Source organism: Bacillus sp. AC266, from assembly GCF_979253805.1.
In genome coordinates, this window is sequence record NZ_CEEDEC010000006.1 from 1 (window position 1) to 19,305 (window position 19,305).

The 19,305-nt window shown below is 33.5% G+C and carries 21 protein-coding genes; 5 read left to right on the forward strand and 16 right to left on the reverse strand.

Translation table 11 applies throughout. The features are described from left to right. From AC0IXC_RS22055 to AC0IXC_RS22075, 5 genes are all read right to left on the reverse strand, one after another. The coding region (locus tag AC0IXC_RS22055; protein WP_471653291.1) for a MerR family transcriptional regulator at positions 1-251 on the reverse strand (251 nt) is incomplete at its 3' end. Positions 252-300: 49 nt separating this feature from the next. Beyond that, the gene (locus AC0IXC_RS22060; RefSeq protein ID WP_471653292.1) at positions 301-1,107 is read right to left on the reverse strand and encodes an aminotransferase class IV; all 807 of its coding nucleotides are present in this window, start codon (positions 1,105-1,107) and stop codon (positions 301-303) included. 283 nt (positions 1,108-1,390) lie between these two features. After that, entirely contained in the window at positions 1,391-1,528 is a 138-nt protein-coding gene (locus AC0IXC_RS22065; protein WP_113771023.1) for an IS3 family transposase, read from the reverse strand. Between the two features lie 421 nt (positions 1,529-1,949). After that, positions 1,950-2,588 carry a nuclease-related domain-containing protein gene (locus AC0IXC_RS22070; RefSeq protein WP_471653293.1) on the reverse strand — a complete coding sequence of 213 codons (639 nt, stop codon included), beginning with the start codon at positions 2,586-2,588 and terminating at the stop codon, positions 1,950-1,952. A gap of 16 nt (positions 2,589-2,604) precedes the next feature. After that, complete coding sequence (locus AC0IXC_RS22075) at positions 2,605-2,988, reverse strand: hypothetical protein (protein ID WP_471653294.1); 384 nt, start codon at positions 2,986-2,988, stop codon at positions 2,605-2,607. A 125-nt stretch (positions 2,989-3,113) separates the two neighbouring features. Here AC0IXC_RS22075 and AC0IXC_RS22080 point away from each other — a divergent pair, with 125 nt between their 5' ends. Both AC0IXC_RS22080 and AC0IXC_RS22085 read left to right on the forward strand, forming a co-directional pair. After that, positions 3,114-3,695, forward strand: coding sequence for a hypothetical protein (locus AC0IXC_RS22080; RefSeq protein ID WP_471653295.1), 582 nt, complete (start codon positions 3,114-3,116; stop codon positions 3,693-3,695). Then, a complete protein-coding gene (locus AC0IXC_RS22085) occupies positions 3,679-4,293 on the forward strand; it encodes a hypothetical protein (RefSeq protein WP_471653296.1) in 615 nt (204 codons plus the stop codon). The genes AC0IXC_RS22080 and AC0IXC_RS22085 overlap by 17 nt, the downstream gene beginning before the upstream one ends. A 53-nt stretch (positions 4,294-4,346) precedes the next feature. On the opposite strand, the gene AC0IXC_RS22090 is transcribed toward AC0IXC_RS22085, so the two are convergent. The 8 genes from AC0IXC_RS22090 to AC0IXC_RS22125 all read right to left on the reverse strand — a co-directional run bounded on the left by AC0IXC_RS22090 (position 4,347) and on the right by AC0IXC_RS22125 (position 12,060). Continuing rightward, a complete protein-coding gene (locus AC0IXC_RS22090) occupies positions 4,347-4,982 on the reverse strand; it encodes a hypothetical protein (protein WP_471653297.1) in 636 nt (211 codons plus the stop codon). Further along, complete coding sequence (locus tag AC0IXC_RS22095; RefSeq protein WP_002139794.1) at positions 4,982-5,611, reverse strand: hypothetical protein; 630 nt, start codon at positions 5,609-5,611, stop codon at positions 4,982-4,984. The genes AC0IXC_RS22090 and AC0IXC_RS22095 overlap by 1 nt, the downstream gene beginning before the upstream one ends. A gap of 308 nt (positions 5,612-5,919) precedes the next feature. Then, on the reverse strand, positions 5,920-6,669 hold the full coding sequence (locus AC0IXC_RS22100) for a transposase (RefSeq protein ID WP_471653298.1): 750 nt from the start codon (positions 6,667-6,669) through the stop codon (positions 5,920-5,922). 16 nt (positions 6,670-6,685) lie between these two features. Further along, complete coding sequence (locus AC0IXC_RS22105) at positions 6,686-9,976, reverse strand: helicase-related protein (protein ID WP_471653299.1); 3,291 nt, start codon at positions 9,974-9,976, stop codon at positions 6,686-6,688. 76 nt (positions 9,977-10,052) lie between these two features. Then, positions 10,053-10,280 carry a hypothetical protein gene (locus AC0IXC_RS22110; protein WP_002139789.1) on the reverse strand — a complete coding sequence of 76 codons (228 nt, stop codon included), beginning with the start codon at positions 10,278-10,280 and terminating at the stop codon, positions 10,053-10,055. Positions 10,281-10,295: 15 nt separating this feature from the next. Further along, positions 10,296-11,387 (reverse strand): DUF6094 domain-containing protein, encoded by a 1,092-nt coding sequence (locus tag AC0IXC_RS22115; RefSeq protein ID WP_471653300.1) that lies wholly within the window; start codon positions 11,385-11,387, stop codon positions 10,296-10,298. 102 nt (positions 11,388-11,489) lie between these two features. Next, the gene (locus tag AC0IXC_RS22120) at positions 11,490-11,663 is read right to left on the reverse strand and encodes a hypothetical protein (RefSeq protein ID WP_471653485.1); all 174 of its coding nucleotides are present in this window, start codon (positions 11,661-11,663) and stop codon (positions 11,490-11,492) included. Continuing rightward, the gene (locus AC0IXC_RS22125; RefSeq protein ID WP_471653301.1) at positions 11,647-12,060 is read right to left on the reverse strand and encodes a DUF6018 family natural product bioysynthesis protein; all 414 of its coding nucleotides are present in this window, start codon (positions 12,058-12,060) and stop codon (positions 11,647-11,649) included. Before AC0IXC_RS22125 ends, AC0IXC_RS22120 begins: the two co-directional genes overlap by 17 nt. 391 nt (positions 12,061-12,451) lie before the next feature. Here AC0IXC_RS22125 and AC0IXC_RS22130 point away from each other — a divergent pair, with 391 nt between their 5' ends. Continuing rightward, a complete protein-coding gene (locus AC0IXC_RS22130; protein WP_471653302.1) occupies positions 12,452-12,616 on the forward strand; it encodes a hypothetical protein in 165 nt (54 codons plus the stop codon). A gap of 1,269 nt (positions 12,617-13,885) precedes the next feature. Here AC0IXC_RS22130 and AC0IXC_RS22135 read toward each other — a convergent pair. Further along, a complete protein-coding gene (locus AC0IXC_RS22135) occupies positions 13,886-14,296 on the reverse strand; it encodes a hypothetical protein (RefSeq protein ID WP_471653303.1) in 411 nt (136 codons plus the stop codon). Positions 14,297-14,412: 116 nt separating this feature from the next. Then, positions 14,413-14,601 (reverse strand): helix-turn-helix transcriptional regulator, encoded by a 189-nt coding sequence (locus AC0IXC_RS22140; protein WP_471653304.1) that lies wholly within the window; start codon positions 14,599-14,601, stop codon positions 14,413-14,415. A 159-nt stretch (positions 14,602-14,760) separates the two neighbouring features. Between AC0IXC_RS22140 and AC0IXC_RS22145 the strand changes: the two genes are divergently transcribed. Then, complete coding sequence (locus AC0IXC_RS22145; protein WP_471653305.1) at positions 14,761-15,087, forward strand: helix-turn-helix domain-containing protein; 327 nt, start codon at positions 14,761-14,763, stop codon at positions 15,085-15,087. A 593-nt stretch (positions 15,088-15,680) separates the two neighbouring features. Continuing rightward, positions 15,681-16,577, forward strand: coding sequence for an ImmA/IrrE family metallo-endopeptidase (locus AC0IXC_RS22150; protein WP_471653306.1), 897 nt, complete (start codon positions 15,681-15,683; stop codon positions 16,575-16,577). 566 nt (positions 16,578-17,143) lie between these two features. Here the strand turns inward: AC0IXC_RS22150 and AC0IXC_RS22155 are convergent. Continuing rightward, the gene (locus AC0IXC_RS22155) at positions 17,144-18,913 is read right to left on the reverse strand and encodes an ATP-dependent nuclease (protein ID WP_471653307.1); all 1,770 of its coding nucleotides are present in this window, start codon (positions 18,911-18,913) and stop codon (positions 17,144-17,146) included. Positions 18,914-19,305 lie beyond the last annotated feature (392 nt).

The following is a 19,305-nucleotide window of genomic DNA, read 5'->3' on the forward strand; positions in this document are numbered from 1 at the left end:
TTACTTATTTCAGCATCTGATAACTTTCTATGAATGATTTTGCTGATTTCATTTAAGCTAAACCCTGCTTGTTTTAATAAATTTATTCGTTTAGCAGTTAATAACTGATTCTTATCATAATATCTATAATCATTATTCGGATTAATAAACACGGGGTTCAAAATATTATGTTCATCATACAGATACAAAGCTTTTCGTGATAAGCCAGTTAACTTGCTAAAATCTTTTATCCGAAGCAAATTATTATTCACTAATGAATCACCTACTATCAATTTTATTTAAAAACTGCACTTTATTTTACTATACACGCTCTAGATGATTGATTTGATAGGCATCAGAAAGAATTGAATTTAATCTGGGATTGATCGAAAATTCGTAATCATCAATACTTGACACTGCTTGCGATCCTATTGAAGAATTAGTAATAAATGCTGATTTAAAATCCAGTAGGTCTTTAGGATAAATTTCACATGTAACTGTCTTGATGTTATTTTTCTCTAAACCCGCTTGAATAAGTTGCATGGCTATACCAGGGAGAATTTCAGCCTTAGGCCAAATAATTCGATCTCCATCGAAGAAACCAATATTCCATATTGATCCTTCCGAAATGCGTCCTAATGAATCTAAAAAAAGAGCATCATCAAATCCATTCATTCTTGCTATACGACCACGGTAAATTTGTCCAAATGACCCTACGTTTTTCACCTGAGGGATATCCCGTTCAAACTCAGTTATTTGTAAACGTAAAGAGGATAATGTTGAAGTTTGGGCTTTCATTATCGTTACTAAAATGTCTGGCTCTAGGGTTTTGCCTAAATTCACTAAATCGATTTCACGAGAAAACACATTAACTCTTACAATTACTGGTTCATTAATATTTTTCATAGCGTGTCTTATGTATTCACGGATGCGCTGTTTATCAATACCATTTCCAAACAACAAACGAGAACTCTTATTAAGTCTTTCTAAATGAAGGTCTATCCCTCTAATCTTTCCATTAATTGCAATTGTAGAGGTAAAATGACCATAATTAAACAGACTAAGAATTTGAAATTCTTCAATCTGGGCAGGACGCCCATTAACTTCCACGCTTAAAATATTTTCCATATTATAACATTCTCCTTTATAACTTTATAGAACTGATTCCAATATTACAAAACACTATAATCTTGGATTATTAAAGTCAAATAATCTTACTCATACAATATCATCGAACGAGCAATTTTACTTAATTAATGGATGAAGTTTTCTTTTACAGTATAGAGAATGATAATCCATTTTGATCAAACTTTGAACAGCTCCCTGTCAAGTAGATAGTGGAAATAATAAAAATACTTTAAGCGGCTTGAACCCTGTATTCCAATAGGCTCAAGCCGTTTAATTTTTCTTGCTAACGTTCGTTATTGTAAAACTGGATATAATCATCTATTGCTTGTTGTAACGCTTCAAATGTTTCATACTTATTTAGGTAATATTTTTCACACTTCAACGTTCCCCAGAACGAAAATTTTGTGCATTTTGCTCTTATTTATTGTTTGGGGATAACTCGTTCTTTTAGCTTGATGGCGATGGGGTAGCACCAACAACGAAAAAAGGCCGCACCTATGGCATATGTATGCGTAGGTGCGGCCTTTTGCAAGATAGTTTTAGAGTATTTTGTTACTTTTATCATACTATAGTTCTTATTGATATTATATATGGAATTTAATATTTTATAATATTAATTGTCCTTATATAATACATTTCTCTACTTGTTGTTTTGTAATAAAGTTTGATCAAAAGCATGCTACAACAATTGATTTTTCATAAGAAATCTTCTAATCATTTCTTTTCGTTACAATATCTTTTGGATCGCCCTTTACTTTGTAATACTTCATGTTAAGACGAATAGCTACTACAGAGATTACGATAAACCCTATTACATATAACATTGTCCCTTTCTCCATTTCTTATTGTTTTGCGAACTTATTTTGTAAATACTTCACATGTTTCTTTTCAATATCCTTATCCGTAATGTTTGTTCGCAAAATAGTTTGATAGATATGCTGGACCTCGTCTTTTGTTAGTTGCACGTCGGTATATGACTCAATACATTTTTTTAGATCGTTATAATATAAGATATGTTTATCTTTTGAATGTACATTAACTTTTTTCAGATTGCATTTCGGATGAAACGCTACAATAGAGATACACGGCAGCTGTTGTTCCATCACCCATTCGATTGCTTTTATATGTTTATAGTTTTGTCGAAATGGATTTTGAAAAGAGTGTTTCTTTCTGAAAATACCTTGTGTCCACCTTGCCGCTTTCTCATTCCCATAAATCCAGCCCTCGTAGTTCTTCGTCTCTATGACAAATACACCTGTTTCCGCAATAACAATATGGTCAATTTGCGTTGTATCACCATACTCCGTATGAACCGTAACATCATGTAACACGCAATAACTTTCGGAATCCAATTTATTCAATATACGCTTCACTAATTTTTCTCCGGCTTTCCCTTTCCATTTTGGTACATGTTTTTTCACAACAATATTCAATGGAATTAGAATTGCAATGAGAATTAATTCGAATATCAATACTTTCATTGTAAAATCCTCCTTTTCACACTCTTGCGTTTCTGCGCATTAGACGATAGACATACGTTTCTAATCCTAAAATAAAATATGAGATACATAAGCCTTTTATCACCATCTCTACAAATCCTAACGCTAATGAAACAAGGAGCCCACCCCGAAATTGAAACGGTCTTGTCACTCTTCGATTTACTGGCTTTTCAATAACACCAAAATTAGCCCAGGTAGGTAAACGCTTTTTCACATTCTTTACGGTACCCATTAATCCATATTTAAGCGACAGAATGAAACATCCAATTAGTAAGTACACAATAGAAGAAAAATAGATAGATAGACCCATAACAATAATTGTGAGCAACCAACCTACCAAAATAGAATTTCGCAAAGCAATATATTCTCGATTTCTTTTCAAAACAAACAGTCCTTTCAAAATAAATTAGCACATTTTCAAATGGAAAATATTTACATTTGAAAATAAGCATGATATGATACGTCTATATTAATTTCAGAAATAGCCTAAAAAGGATTGTGATAGACATGTTAAAACTTGTAGTAGATAATACCGCAACAGATCAAGAAACAGATTCAGCTTTTTCAAACCTTTTCACCTGCAAAGACTGTGTATACTATCTTTCAAAATCAGATTCTTGCAGTCTACAATTAGCAGCTGATTCAAATAATCCCCTTATCCCTTATGAGTGTGGGAATTTTGAGGAAACCTATGAAATTGGAACGGAAGATCCATTGAATTCACATATTCATCAACGACTTCGTGAAGAAAAAGCACAAATGCTGGCTGAAAATTATCCAGTACAACCTTCGATTGATCCGATTCATAAAGACGCAATATGGTATGGAGCAGCAGATTATGGTTGTTGGATTGTAAACGATTCAAAGAAACGTTTTGCTCTGGCAGAACAAGTTCCTTTCGGTGATAATATCTCCCTAGAAAAATATGCTTCTCCTTTCCCTTTACATGATCATGGAGCAAAAGAAGGTATTAGGCACTATATGTGCTGGTATGTAAACGAAAAAGGAATAGGCGAATACCATCTACTTATTGGTGGTGTCATCATGAAAATTGCAGAAGGAGTTAAGAAACTTGGATTCAATTACTAATCACATCTACAAGAAAAGAATGTTAGAACATACGATATTATTTAGCCTGGTACATCTGGTACCAATCCTTATCTTTACCGGCATCATATACTTAGTACTAGATCTTTCTAAGTCGGAATGGCATACTTGGCTTATTTATGAAGGAATCTTTGCAATCCTGTTCCTCATAACAAGATTCCAAGTCTTTCAAACGAAAAAAAGTATTCTTTCTATGAAGCAATACGAGAAATGGTTTTCGAAGTTAAATATTATTTTAGTTTCTATTTTCCTTGTCTGTTTTGCAGGCACACCAGCTCTACTACAAATTGTGTTCATTCTACAAATGGCACTCATTTTCTATCTGTTAGAGCGTAGTTGTCTGTATATCGAAAGATTACCAATACATAACGTCTATAAAATCAAGGCAATTATTTGCGACAAAAAACAACTGAAAATTGAACGAATTATCCCCAATAATGAGGAACACGGCACTCTTACAGTTCAAACAAAAGATGAACAATACTTTTTATATACAGCTGTTTATCTAAGTGGCATATTATCCCCTATATCACCGGAAGTATTTGAAGAATACGAACGAAGAAATCATATGGGTAGATAAAAGGTACTGAATATAGATTCAGTACCTTTTTCATTCCTCTTATATGTATTTCTTTACATATTCGCAAATAGCCATGGAGCGAGTACGGCTAACATACAGAGTAAACAAGATCCTGTTATGACACGATTGGACCAACGATAATACTCAGGTTGTTTCGTACTCTCATGAATTTTTCGTAAACGAATACCTGCAATTAACATAAATGGTGTAAAAATAAGTGCTGTTGATTTAAACAGGTCTAAAAAATCCGTAAAGATGTTCATAAACGAAACTACATCGGAACTGAATAAGAAGTACACACTTAGTCTCATCGCCATCATACTAACGAATGAAAAGATCATACTCCCTGTCGCCCACTTCATCCATTGACCATTCTTCGTAATTAATGCCATAACCATGACAATAACGCCTAATACGAAAGAGATAGAAAAGATATTTACCCCTACTTTAAAGGCAGGTGCATACATACCCTCAATTTTTTGTATTAATGATGAACCGAATGAATCATCCTTCTCTGGTGTTTTGGTTCGATTGTTTAATCCTTCTTGAAAGGATGACGAAACATCATTCCCTTTTAATTCATTAAAGTCCACTTTTACAGATGCATGTGCTGCTTGTAATGGTATAAGTAATAAGACCGTTAAGAGGAGTGTACATAAGACACCAATCATCCCTTTTTCTTGTTTCATTACATATCCCCCGCTAATTTCGGTTTGATGCTCTTTAATTTGATTTCATTTCCTTCCGCAACATAATAGAGGTCTGCTGAATAATAAATGTTCGCTTTTGTATATGCCCCCATAATTGCATTCGCAATTTCTTCTTTCTCTACTGCCACATATGTTTCATTTTCATTGTAAAATTCAATTTCAATTCGATTAATATTATTATTTAATACTGTGATATGTAGCTCTTTTAAGCTATTTAGACGATTTCCTAAGCCACACACTAGCTTAAATACCTTATTCGCAATCGTTGGTGGCTTGACATACGTCGTATTAAAATGAATAGTTTCATCATCTAACACACCATCTTCCTCGACTGCACACGTCATAATGAAAGAGTGATTTTGTTTTTCAATTTCTTGTTGACTCAACTTGCGATCAATGACATACTTCACGCTTGTTGATAGGTTTTCTATATATTCATCCAGTTCGGTATTTGAAATTTTAACCTCTGAGAATTCCGGGAAAATCATGTAAGCGTGTATATTTGAACTACTTTTACTTACACGCAATACCTTTACTTGTTTCTTTTCGTAGCGCACCGTCTGTTCTAATTTTTTTACTACGTTGTTACTCATATGATCTATAGTCATATATCATCAGCCTCCAATAATTTTAATATAATAATCTTAAATACAATCTCATGTATATGAAGCATTGTAATGTTACATGGAGTTCTCGAAGCTCCTATTCTAAGATCAATAATTATTTTAACCTTAAAATATTTTGATATTGCAATGACGTACAGTGTCTCATTATAGTCGAATATCCTTATATAGTGAATCATTCCGTCCCACTCATTTGTACAAAAACAAAAAAATATTTTGTCCTTGTACAAATGAGTGAGAACCTAGTGTGTTTAATGCTATATAACTAAGAAAATACCAACTAGGAAATAGATTTATATACTCCCTAGTTGTCTATCACTCCACCCAACTAATGTATAGGAATAAGATGAGTCTACCTTTAATTCGATATATATTAGTTTATTTTCTGGTAATATCTCTCCCTCTGTATGTATCCAATAGCGCTTCCTATTAGACATATTCATCACACGTGTCAGTCCTTGTTCTCGTTCTATCACTTTTGCAGTCCACTTTACTACATTCCCATCCTGTGCTTCTGATACTCCTTGTTGAACAGGAAGTATATATTCTATTTCTGGTGGAACCGGCAACTGTGCTAGTTCTGGAAATGTATCTTCATACCCTAAAAATCCCTCTGATGTATCCATATCACTTGGAAACGGTATGTCCTCATCACTCAGGAATGGGATATCATATACTGCTTCAGAAGCAGGAGTATGGTGAAAATCTTCAACATACTCCACTTCTTGTACAGCTTCAATTTCCTGTTCTAATTTGTTACTCGCTTCTTCACACAGATTCTTTTGAACCGATGTAGCAACTAAATCGTATATACTTGCTACATCCTTTTCTAAGGTAATTTCTTTTGTTGGAACAGTAACACGCTCTTGTTCCCTACCAATTGGTCTGTTTTCTCTCGGGCACCAATAAACGGGACGTTCCACCGGTGCCTGTTCCTGTTCCTTTTCTTTTTTCTTTGCTTCTTCTATTAGCATATTTTTTCTGACTTTGCGAACTACAAAAAACATATAACAAAATAAAGCGATAAAAATCATTGTAAACATGATTTTCTCCTCTCGGTTATGCAAATAAATCGAACTCAAACTGTCCTTCGATTACTTTGCTTTTTCGTTTCCCTTTCTTTTTAGCAGTATCCACTTCAACAATTACTTCATCCCAGAATGCAATATCTTGTTTTTGAACCAGCATACGCTTATCTGTATTCAGCGTTGTTAATGTACGAATGATACCTTCTACTTCTCCATCTATTTCAAGTTCACGTTTCTTCACTTGAACACCAGGTACTTTCCCTTGTTGAATAAATTCAACAGCCTTTTGTACAAATTGGGCATCTTTCATAAATGCAACATCCATTGTTCCTGGTAATTTTTCCACCCAGTTCGTAAATTGAATTTCAATCGATTCAAACACAGGTGTAATCACATTACCGATATTTGCAAGAACTCGTTTCGATTCTTCTGATGCCGCTTTTGTCCATTCTTCTGTTGAGCCTTTTAATTGGTTCCCACTCTTAATGTTTTGAATTAATAAAGTCTGTAAATCCCCTGTATCACCGAGCATTGCATTTAAACCATCACTTGTCGCATCACCATTCATTGCTTCAGAAGCTTTATTCTTCTGAGCTATCAACTGTGCCATTTGCGCTTGGAAAGTCTCTCGATATCCAAGGTAGAATGTTCTACATTGATTGGTTTGACCAATACGCCAATGTCTTCTTGCTGCCTGATTTAATGTGAATAAGCTGAATGATAATTGATAAAAAATCAGGGTCGGTGTTGCCAATAAATCGAGGCCAACTTTCACAAGTTCTTGCGAACAAATGATTACATTCACACCGTTTTTTACTTGCTCTTTTAGCCATTCACTACGTTTTGGCGGAGTAACTGTATTGGTACGGAGAATAGCTACTTTCGCACCAGTTACTTGCTCTGCAACCTTCTGTAAACGAGGCTGAATGTCTCGCTCTTTCACTGTAGATCCTGTATCAGATACATAAATGATAGTTGGACGACCTTCAGAGATTTCAGTATGCAATATTTCTTGCAATTTCTTCTCCTTCGGCTGCATACAATCCTCATCGAATCTATATTCTGCATTAGACCAAACAACATTTTTTTCATTCCCATCTAAGTAATAGTTAGGATAACGATTCATGTTATCTGGGTATGCATTTCCTGTACGAATATAAGAAAGCCATAATTTGCCGACATCTGATGTACCTTTCGCTGCCTCAATTGCTTTTTCAAATGACTCTTTCATATGCTCATAGGCTTGTTTTTGCTCTTCAGACATATCAACAAGAATCGTTGGTACATTGATTAGCTCAACTGGATTTGGCCATACATCTTTTAAACGTACATTTATTGTTGTATCCATTAAAAATTGGGTAAACACATACGGTGAAATACCAGGTACTACTTTAGTTTTATCTAGCATTCCTTGTGCACCACGCGAAGCTACATTGGATACAACTTCACCATCATGGTAATATGTTCTCTCGATGTTTCCGTAAGTCTCATTCCAATCCATTAAAGAACTATATTCAAACCCACTCTTCACCATCTTGGAAGGATATAAGCGCCATAACGTATAGAACACATCACTCGCTTTTCCTCCGAAAAGAGTTCCTGTTCCACCTACAAATTTCTTACAAACTTTAACTAAACTTCCCAGGGCAGTTCCTTGTGCAGTTTCACTTTTCAGCTCATGTATCTCATCAGCGATAAGAGCATCAAAGAAATGCTTCATTTTTCTACGAATATACTCAACAGTAGCTACCTTTCGATATGCTCGCCCTGAGTGTTTCGCATCATAAGGTTTTACACGATTCTCTAACTCTAGTTGTTTTTGTAACGGTTTATTTCCTTCTTTAATTGCCTGCACTAATTGATCCTCATATTTTGTCCATTCTTTAAAACTCGCATATTTTGTTTTTACTTTTGGACTCCAAATATTTGAATTACAATCGGCACATACACTATTTTTATTCGTTTTAGAATCTAAATCGCTTGCTGTAAATTCTTTATACTGACAGACCTCTTTTTGTTCACCATTAGCTTGTTGAACCATGATAGAAGACGTTTTTTTACGTAACTTAGAACCACAATCCGAACAGTAATAGCCCTTCTTATAATATCTTTGCACCTCTTCCTCAGATTTTTTAGAAAGAGCAGTCTGCTTATAAGGTAATGGCATCTGTTTAATAGAATCTCCTCGCATTGTTGTAAAACTAATAACAAAGAAGGTTGGTTTTTGTGGCTTTGGTCTCCCGGCCTGTATCCAAGATTGATGAATACGAATAAGATCCTCTGTGCGCTTAATAAGGTGTATCTCTGCATCTGGTAATAAGTGTCGTATTTCTTCTTTTGCCCACTTCTCCGTAAGAGTTGGTGGAACGAAAACGCATGTACGATAACCTTTTTGTCCTTTTAAATGAAAATAGCCATCTACTGCAGCTGTCATCATTGCACTCTTCCCGGTGCTCATCTCACCTTGTAAGATGATTCCCTTTTGCACTTGTAATGCTTTAGCAGCACCTGTTGCTACATGTGCTTGTACAGGGAATAATGGTCTTTGATACGTATCAAAATGGGATAATGCTTGGTCCTTCATCGGTTGATGTAAAGGCTCATCTAGTTTTGTTACCTTATCAAGCATGACAGGCGAATATTCCAATAGGTATTCATTTAAATCATTAATTTTATTGATTTTTTCACCTGTGCCCTCTTGCGGAAATTGACATTTTCCAGAGCGAATCATTTCTGATAAAAACTCTTTACAATCCTTTTCTTTTAGTACGACTTGCGCAATCGTTAGAGAAGAAAATTCATTTTTATCGAAATATACCTCTAATGGTTGTAATAGATTTCTTGTTAGCATCTCCTCATAAATTGGCTTCGCCCATTCTTCTAAGATTGGTAAGCCGTACGGAGGAGCCATTAAGAAATCTCTTACTTGCATCTCTGGCGCTTCGTCAATTGCAACAATGTATTTCTCCTCTAATTCTTTAGAAAACGCAATGATTGCCTTCTTTCTATTTACCGTTTGCGTATTAATAAACTCAAATTGTCCTGTTGATATTACATTCACTTTTTTTCCTAACGCGTAATGTAATTCTTCTTTTAGTCCCTCTCCAAAATACATGCGACGAGTACCCATCGATATGGCTGCTCGGAATGACTTTAATGTACTGTCATTCCCTCCTAATACTGCAAATTGTATTTGGTGATGACGATTTACTGCCATAGCAAAGCAGAAAGCTGAATGTGAAGCAGTGCCTGTCTCCAGTTGCAACATCGCTGGTGTTTGTTCCTGGTCAAATGTATGTTGTTGAATCATTTCGTTTATCATAATATTCGTTCCCTCCTAAAAATAAAAAACGCATCATATTCGATACGTTTCATGTCCTACTCATTTAATTTGTAGTTTAAAAATCTATAAACTGTTTCCACTCTGGTAACGACTGCTCAGCTGCATGTAAAATATCGTCTACACCCTGGAATAGTGAAAACTGTTCTAACACTCCCAAATGCGTACCTGTACTGATTTGAGATGCACAAAGGCAAACTACTGTTAGAACAATAGCGATTCGGAGCACACGATTACTAAACTCCCAAGCAATATATAATGCTCCTATTCCTAATAGTACAGACATAGCCTTCTTCCTTTCCTAGACAAGTTCTTTGACTTCACCATTTGGCGTTGCGATGATAAATTTAGCACGACGTTTTTGTAAAACGACTTCTTTTGTCGTTTTTTCCAATTGCTCGAATGAAGTTTCAAAAAACACATTTTCAGATCCACGAACAGCGTGGAGTGTATCGCCTTCACCAAGCAAACCATCTGCCACACCTGTTATCAGCAATAGTCCTAATTGTCCGGAAGCAATTGGCATCTTTGCGCTTTCAGCAGCTGTCTTCTCACATTGAAGCGAGTACCCAGTTCCTCTATTTAAACGCTTCTTAAATGTTGTGATACCCTCTGATTTCCCAACACCTTCGTAAGCACTTTTATAATCTACTCTTGAAGTAAAAATAAGTTTATTTTGATGACGTAATTCGGGTATAAGCCAACTCTTACGATTTACCATTTGCACTAATGTACTCACATGCTTTTTGACGAAAGTAAGGTCGGACATATTCTCACAGAAATTAGCGAACCGATCATTGAAGTATGTATCATTTTTCGTAGCTGTACGCTTACGGCCAATAAAAACACATTGCTTAAATTGCTCAAATTCTTCATTTTCATCGCCAAAACGCATTAATCCTATTTCCTCGTAATTCTTAGCTAAAAAGTAGCTAATTTCATCACGAGCAAAACGATCATATGGAATGACATACACCATAACGCCACCTTCTTGTAAATAATGGTGAGCGCGCTTTAAGAAGTTGAACTCCATTTTCTCTGATTTTGTATTTTCTGTACGAAGCTCCGTATTATAAGGAGGATTTAAGAAAATAAGCGGAAAATAGTCATGACTAATCATCATGCTTTCAAAGCTTGAGCGTACCACTACATCTAATTGCTCTTTTGCTTTGCCATATCGATTTGCATCCAGCTCTACGCCATACGTATGAAACTGGACTCCCGCCTGCTTCATTTCATCTGCAAAACTTCGTAAAATTGTCCCTTCTCCACAACATGGATCAAAGCAAGCATAAGCTCGCTCTGATTCCATTTGTAACAGTTGTATTAAGTGTTTCCCTTCTGTTAGTGGTGTTGGATAAAATCCAGCCGCCAAATCATTTCCTATACGCATAATGTTTCCCTCCGAGTTCTTTTTTACAATAAAAAAAGGAAGATCCAAGTATATACATCACTTAGTTCTTCCTTTTACCCTCTATAAACTACTTCAACTTGCTTAAAATGGTAGTTCATCATCTGTAATTTCCGATAGCTCATCCATACCCGCAAAAATATTATCCGGCTCTTGGGATTGCTCTCTTACCTCCTGCTCTTTTGGATCATCTAATACTGTCCAAATATTATCTTTTTTCATCTCTATCCCTCTATCCTTCTTATTTTTCTGTTTCATAAACAACTTCCTCGTAATCAAAAAAATAATCTTTCAGCTTACGCAGGATTTTATGAAACTTTAGTTCAGCTACAATCTTTGTACCATGATAAAAACTTTGTTGCCCGACAAAGCGCCATAAGATGACATAGCCTACCTTCGTTTCCTGAAGCCCTTCAATAAATAATGCAATTTCTTGAACGGCTTCCTTTTCATTAAGAGTGTTTGGTTTAAAATATTGAAATTTACCATCTGGTAATATAATTTCAGCTTCAAAACATCCTCTCATTTGATTTACTCTTGCTCTGGATTCAGATGACATCGCTGGTGCAGCATATGACTTCTGATTATTTTCCATTCGTGTTTTATGTTCCTCTACTGCTGGTACTAGTCGTAAATGTCTACAATCTTTTTTCATTTTGTTTTATCTCCTCTACTCTACTGTTTAATTTGTTATGTTATGAATCATAAATAACCCCGCCTGCAAACTTAAAAACAACACAAAAAGGGCTTCTTCAAGTCGATTAAAAATGTGCATAGCAAAATAAGCTATATATACACTAATCGGCTCAAAGAAGCCCTTTCACAATTGAAACAAGACGCAACTTGCTTCTACAACTCAACCACAACACATAAGGTGTGGGAATAAACGGAATCAAATAAACTAACAATATACCTATATATTATATATTTTAGATTTATATATCAAGATTTTTTTAAAAAAATTTGCTCTCTCCTCTTAGAATCTAGGTCAAAAATTCTTAAAATACAATACTGAATAAAAAAATTTCTAATTGGAGGTACTCAATATGTTAGTTGAAATTAAAAATGCAAAAAACGAAAATTTTTCTATGGTATTTCTATTTTCTTTATATTTCACAGCACTTTTCTTTAATGACAAAATTGCTGTCGCAAATGCGCTAATGTGTATATTTACTATTTACACAAAAAATATATTCTCTAAGCTAGCATAGTGTTGGTTGGAATAAATTTTGATCAAAAAACATTCACAAACTCTCATATTACGCCAAGACAAATAAAACTATTTTGAAAAAATTATTTTTATTTAATGTCACACATTTCAATTCAAAAAAAGCTTGTTTTTAATAATACAGTATAATAATCCCTCTCATTCCCAGAAGCACTAGCAAAGTTATTAGGGATACTACATAAAAATATACCTATACATACAAAGCATTTCTAATTTTATCACACATTACAAATAATTCCTGTTTCAACTTTCGAAAAATAAATGACTGATTATTCCGGATCCAAATACAAACTATTAATTTAAGATTTTCTTATTAATTAAAGAAGCTATTCAAAAGGAGCTAAAAAAAGAATTCTTCCTTAATGTGAACGCTCCTTCAAAAGGTACACCTTTTGGGAGTATAACAAAACTACTAAAATTCCTGTTTCAAAAGTCGCATATATCTTTTGATTTTTTGTAATAATATATCGCGTTTAGGGAGGCAATGTTATGAAAAAAAATTAGCTAATGTATGCACTGCACTATCTTTTAGTACCTTAACATTACTTGGAGTTAGGCATTACACCACACATGCTGAAGAAGTCTTTGGTGATGTACCACAAAACCACTTTTCTTGAATTCTCCCTGAGGCAAGGCAGCTCTTTTTTTATAGCTGCCTTCTTGTATGAATTGTAAATATATGCACATACTATTAATGGAATGCTTGAATCATTGTCATTAAAAATGTTCAGCACTTCCGCTCCTTAAGAGAACAGTATACGCAACTGTTCTCTCCTATATTTTCGCTGTCCTTCCTTACAAGCAAAACACCCTCATAAATTTCGATACAATATACACTTTCTTTTATAAGATCTCTTCTTTTAGAGCTTTTTCAAGAATACTCTTATTCCATATGTAGATTATTTAGAGAAATTGAATGAAACTTACTGGATTCTCCTTTCTTCTCATCCTATTTAAGAAGCTCTTTTAAGTCTAATAGTATTTTATCCATACTAAATAGCATTTCCACTAATAATTAACATGTTATATAACCAAATAAAGACTCTACCAAATCACTAAAGGAATCTCCTTTCCCCTATCGAATTATTGTAGAGGAAAGGAGAGGAATACATGGAAATTCTGGGATTAGATACTCGCGCATTGGCGACTTTAGGTGCACTTGAATACACCAATCGTCGAAACAAATTAATAGAAGACTTGGAGAATAACATATACGAGTGTAAAGAAATGAAAGAAATACTCAAATCACTTCCTAAAGAGAAGCAGAGTGAGGTTCTTGAGAATCAAGCTTATTTTGAAGCAGTGGCAAAGATGATTGAACAAAACAATTTAATTCTTTTAGAACAGATGAAAGCTCTACAACTAATTCAGAAATAAGAAATTTATGATTAATTAATTCTACATACGCTTCCATAAATAATGTATCTTTATCGATACTACCAGCCTCTGTTTTTACAGGGGCTTTTGTTATGCTCTTATTCATATTTTGAATTTGAATGGTTTCTTTCACATGTATGAATAGATCTTCTAATAAACCTGGTGTAGACTCTAATTCCTGCTTTTCAATCTCCTCTGTAACAGCACTTATAAATTCCCATAGTACTTTTGCACCTAGTAGTTCTGCTAATCGTTTTTCACGCATTTCAAATGTTTTCATATTCATATTGAACACTTCCCTTGTCTAATATTTTCTAAAAAATAATTAATAAATTATTTCGTTTTAGGAAAACAATATAGAAACGTAACATCTTATCATTATTTTTTACACAAAACGTGACATTATTCTTCAAAAAAAAGAGTCCAATCAAAATTTAGTACCTTAGCTATATTCTTTGCAACAGGAACACTTGGATTTCTTTCACCACTTTCAATCATTGCATACATACTTCTAGATATCCTTGCTTTACATGCAATATACTCCTGTGTTTTCTCTCTTTGTTTACGTTTTTTCAATAACCACACTCTCATTACTCCCCTCCCCGATTGTCACAAAATGTGTATCTATCAATCATGCTATACGAAAACAAATATAAAATCAATATTTTTTACACATTTCGTGTACTTTATTAAATGTTACATATTGTGACGTTATAATTGATTTAGAAAACACCTGAAAGGAGGTAGCATATGTTTGGCACAAGATTACACACTCTTCGAAAAGAACGAAAACTGCGTCAAGAAGATATGGCAAAACAACTAGGAATTGCCCGAACTACATATGCAATGTATGAACAAGGTAATCGAGAACCTGATTATAATACATTGATAAAATTAGCCACTTTCTTTGAAGTATCAATTGATTACCTCCTCGGTACAACTGAAATAAAACAAATTACAGATATACAAGATCCTGAGCTTTATCAATGGTTTAAAGATATAAAGAATGCACCTCACCAAAAACGTGAAGAATTAATAAGATTTTGGGAGTTTATAGTACAAAGAGAAGATGAATAAAGCTAAAAGACCTCCACCTTGACAGGGTGGAAGTCGTGAGTTCGGTCCTCTCCGGGGTCATACTTAAAACCCTTGATATACAAGGGTTTCCCTTATATAAAACGGTTACCTCTAAAGAATGAAACAGCACTTTTGGGGCAGAAAATATTCTATCAGGAGCAATACAACTAATCGAGGTGTTTTCATTTGACAGAAACTATTTTTCTAAATCTTATCTTTAATTTATAGTATACTGGTTTTTTCTGCTGCACTTATTTTTCGGCATTTCTTCAATATAAATAAAAATGAAATAGATAAAGCAGGGCAGTACCGATATACAACTACTGTGATAATAATAAATTCACCTTTATACAAAAACACTACTGTTCGAACATCTTCAAATACAGTTATTGAAAACGCTATAATATTACTGTGCCTTGCAGCTATTACAGTCTATTTATTTATAATTCATAAAGCCGATATATTGGAAGTTGGTTTTTTAATTGCCATTATATGAATCTTCCTTTCTTTTTTGATTACCATCATTTTTCTATGGAAACTCTGAAGACTTATTGAATGCACAGAGTACACATTTTTTTAGAAGTGGTGCAGCCGTGGCAAAAAAATATAAAGAGCAGGTTAAAGAAAAGGTATGTACACTAGCGTATTTAATCAGGTTTATTGAAACTAACATTAAGCTTCCTGAATTTAAAATACCTAATTTCATTTCAGTTCAGTCTACATTTAAACAAATTGATTTTGAGGAAATTGACAATATAGCAGAAAAAATGAGGAGGTATGTAGGTTTAGGTGACGGCCCAATCAGTAATATTACGGCTTTGTGTGAAAGGTTGGGGATAATCGTTGCATTCGCAAAAATGGATAATGAAAAAATAGATGCTTGTACAGTTGTATATAATAATAGTCCTTATATTTTATTAAATGAAGAGCGATTATCTTCTGTTCGCCCACGATTTAATATTGCACATGAAATAGGGCATCTGTTATTACATTCAAGCTACGTAGAAAGAGATGTTAATGACAGAAGTAAGCATAAAAGGATTGAACAAGAAGCGAATCGTTTTGCATCTGCCTTTTTAATGCCCGAGTCTACAATTGTACCTGAACTTTCATCTTCAGGCCTAGACTATTTACTTATATTAAAAGAACATTGGAAAGTATCGGTGCAAGCAATTATTTATCGGGCTGAAAAATTAGGAGTGTATACTCAAGATTATGCTTTGTACTTGCGCCAACAAATTAGTAGAAAAAAATGGCGATTAGTAGAACCATTAGATGAAAATATACCTATAGAGAAACCCTCTTTATTTAAACAAGCTTTAAACTTAATTATTAATAAGTGTAATATTACTCTTGAAGAAGTATCATTCCAAACAGGTTTAACTATACAAGAACTAAGTATAATTTGCGATTTAAAAGTTAATCCGTTAAATAATGAGTGTACATTAGTAGAAAAAAATGTGGTTAAGTTCCCTTTAAGTGGTTCTTAATTTTCAGTAACGTAATATTTTATTGATGAGCCCTCAATGAGAAAAAAATATATGGATAAAATCTTATTTTCGGCTGTTCGGATTTATTGCATAAATTGAGGTTATTAAGGATGCTACTGGTTTGGAATGGAAGTTGATCAAATTGATACTAATAATCATTGATAAATGAACCGAAAGAAAGAGCATGTTTTGATTAATCTTTTTCAAAACATGCTCTTATTTATTCTGACAGATTAGCTTCTTCATAAAAAAGGTTGAGTATTTTTGTCTGATATCTCTAACTAACGCATGATTAAATTAATGAAAGTTAGTTTATAAATAAACAGTACAACCTTTTTCTGCTAATTTCTCTAGCCAGCGCGGTATTCTTAAATCATTATTCCAACCTATATAAATGTTCTAATCCTTCAATTTTCATTAATGAATCCAGTAATTCACTCAATTTATTATTACTCAGATTTAAATGTTTTGATTTTTTAAGGATCCTAATTTCGGATGACACTGTTTCAAAAATGATATTGAGAGGTCTAATTTGGTTAATAAACTTTTTAGCCTGTATTAAAAAGTTATGTAGTCGCAAGCTCTTTCTCTGACTTCACAGTTTTCTCAGCTTCTTTAGCTGCAAGCTCTTTTGCTAACTTCGCAGTTTTTTCAGCTTCTTCAGTTGCAAGCTTTTGTTCAATTAAACTAGAAAACATTCCTTCATAGTCTTTTTCACAATTTATTAGAAAGAATTTTTCACCTAACGGTATATCGTCATTATGTTTAATCATATGCTCAAAGAGATTGTCAATTTCTTGACGAGCGTCTATATATTTAAGTTCAGTTTCAGTTTCATGAATAATCTCATGGATTGTTTGTGTTTTCTTATCATTAGAAACATCACCAATACCAATTGCTGCTTCGAAATTTTCCATTGAACAATAGATTCTTATACTATCATTAGCTTTTAATTTTAGTATATTTTTACAATTGGTTAACTGAGCCTTTAGGGTAGCAGACGAATATTTGTTATGGTTATCGACATCGTGTAAAACATTATAATTTGCATTGAATTGATTAAGAATTTTCATTAACGTACAAATTGTAGATTTTCCTCTTGCACGAATAATGTGCACATTTTCATTGTTTTTTTTGATGCGGTGCTTTAAGGCGATATATTCCGTGTCACCTTCTACAATCAAGATTTTTTCAGCAAAGAAAAATTCATTCACATACGAATCTACATAGTTAAGTATTTTCATGTTTCTTATATCATCATCATCAAACTTATCATTCACAGATTTATACAGTTGTACAGCCTCTGTTTCTCCTACACGAAATACCTGAATTGAGGTATGTTTTTCTGAAAGATCAATGAGTATAGGGGAGTGAGTTGATATAATTAAAGGCATGTTATTACCTATTGTATATAATGAACGACTAAGTGCACGAACTGCTTCTGGATGTAAAAATGCTTCCGGCTCATCGATTAACAACATTTTATCATCATTATCACCCATAAGCTTTTTTTGAATCATATTTTGGATGAGGTATATAAGGCTCATTCTTTGCAAGCCCGTTCCTTGATTAGACAAGGGCATTCCTTTTTGTAAGTGGTTGTCAATGTATACACTTGAGTTGGTAGATTTTAAGATATCACTAGTTGAAAAACCGGTACTTTCACCGCCCAATACTTTCAAAGATAATGCGTCATTTGAAAAAAGTCCACGTAAATCAGAGCTAACATCTTCACTTACATTGTCTAGTAGTTCATCCGTGCTGGTTTTAAGTTTTCTTAAAAAATTTGGCAAAGATTCTTTTATTTTAACGTATTCTTTCCGCATACGCACATGTTCTGAATCGGCTGGATGATCTGGATCAGGTTCTTCTTCAAGTTTCTGAAGATCACCTTTAATTATCTGAGAGTATATAGCCTGTATTTGATTGTTAATATCGTCTGTTGACATAGAAGGGGTTATATAATAAGGTTTATTTTCATAAATCGCATCGAATTTCTCTTTTAATGGATGGGAGGCTTTCATTTCTATATTTTCCGCATCATAATATTTAGGAGCTGTTTCTTCTTTGTATTTTTTTTTGAAAATTAAAGTTTCATCATCAGATTCAAAGTGCGCCTCAAGTACAATCTCCTTGTTGCGCTTGGAAAAACACTCATTTGAAATGGTTGTAGTCTTAGTTTCTTTTAAGAAAAAACAATTGATTGCCTCTAAGAACGTAGATTTACCTGTATTATTTCTTCCAGTAAGAATAGCGATTGAATCTGTTGAAAAGTCGATACTAAAAGTTTCTTTAAAAACTTTGTAATTTGTAACACTAAATTTTTTTAATCTCAATATTTTTCACCCATCCTGTTATTTTTTGTATATATAATTATACAAATTAATATTACCATAAAATTCACTTTGCTATAGGCAGTTTAGCTCTTTTTAATATTATAGTAATTTATTGTGTCCCCTATTGAATTACTCTGGTATTAATACTACAAATAAAAAGTCAGATCAATATTATAAAAGGTTATTATGCACTTTATTGGATTTTTTTTATGAAACTCCAATAAATCAAAAAGAATCTCTCTTTCATTTGCAAATAATCTTTATAATTTCTATACTATTTCAATAGGATGAGCAATTTATTGTCTATAGAAATATGGGCTATTAGGTAATGAAGAATATTTCTATTTTCTTGGACAATTATGTATATTTTATATATGAAATGAGTGAAATAG

Bases quoted from the DNA above. Each gene is read 5' to 3' on its own strand.
- AC0IXC_RS22135 (WP_471653303.1), bottom strand. From the start codon at position 14,296: ATGAATATGAAAACATTTGAAATGCGTGAAAAACGATTAGCAGAACTA.
- AC0IXC_RS22070 (WP_471653293.1), bottom strand. From the start codon at position 2,588: ATGAAAGTATTGATATTCGAATTAATTCTCATTGCAATTCTAATTCCA.
- AC0IXC_RS22140 (WP_471653304.1), bottom strand. From the start codon at position 14,601: ATGAGAGTGTGGTTATTGAAAAAACGTAAACAAAGAGAGAAAACACAG.
- AC0IXC_RS22060 (WP_471653292.1), bottom strand. From the start codon at position 1,107: ATGGAAAATATTTTAAGCGTGGAAGTTAATGGGCGTCCTGCCCAGATT.
- AC0IXC_RS22130 (WP_471653302.1), top strand. From the start codon at position 12,452: ATGTTAGTTGAAATTAAAAATGCAAAAAACGAAAATTTTTCTATGGTA.
- AC0IXC_RS22145 (WP_471653305.1), top strand. From the start codon at position 14,761: ATGTTTGGCACAAGATTACACACTCTTCGAAAAGAACGAAAACTGCGT.
- AC0IXC_RS22120 (WP_471653485.1), bottom strand. From the start codon at position 11,663: ATGAAACAGAAAAATAAGAAGGATAGAGGGATAGAGATGAAAAAAGAT.
- AC0IXC_RS22095 (WP_002139794.1), bottom strand. From the start codon at position 5,611: ATGACTATAGATCATATGAGTAACAACGTAGTAAAAAAATTAGAACAG.
- AC0IXC_RS22125 (WP_471653301.1), bottom strand. From the start codon at position 12,060: ATGAAAAAAGATTGTAGACATTTACGACTAGTACCAGCAGTAGAGGAA.
- AC0IXC_RS22080 (WP_471653295.1), top strand. From the start codon at position 3,114: ATGTTAAAACTTGTAGTAGATAATACCGCAACAGATCAAGAAACAGAT.
- AC0IXC_RS22090 (WP_471653297.1), bottom strand. From the start codon at position 4,982: ATGAAACAAGAAAAAGGGATGATTGGTGTCTTATGTACACTCCTCTTA.
- AC0IXC_RS22110 (WP_002139789.1), bottom strand. From the start codon at position 10,280: ATGTCTGTACTATTAGGAATAGGAGCATTATATATTGCTTGGGAGTTT.
- AC0IXC_RS22105 (WP_471653299.1), bottom strand. From the start codon at position 9,976: ATGATAAACGAAATGATTCAACAACATACATTTGACCAGGAACAAACA.
- AC0IXC_RS22100 (WP_471653298.1), bottom strand. From the start codon at position 6,669: ATGTTTACAATGATTTTTATCGCTTTATTTTGTTATATGTTTTTTGTA.
- AC0IXC_RS22115 (WP_471653300.1), bottom strand. From the start codon at position 11,387: ATGCGTATAGGAAATGATTTGGCGGCTGGATTTTATCCAACACCACTA.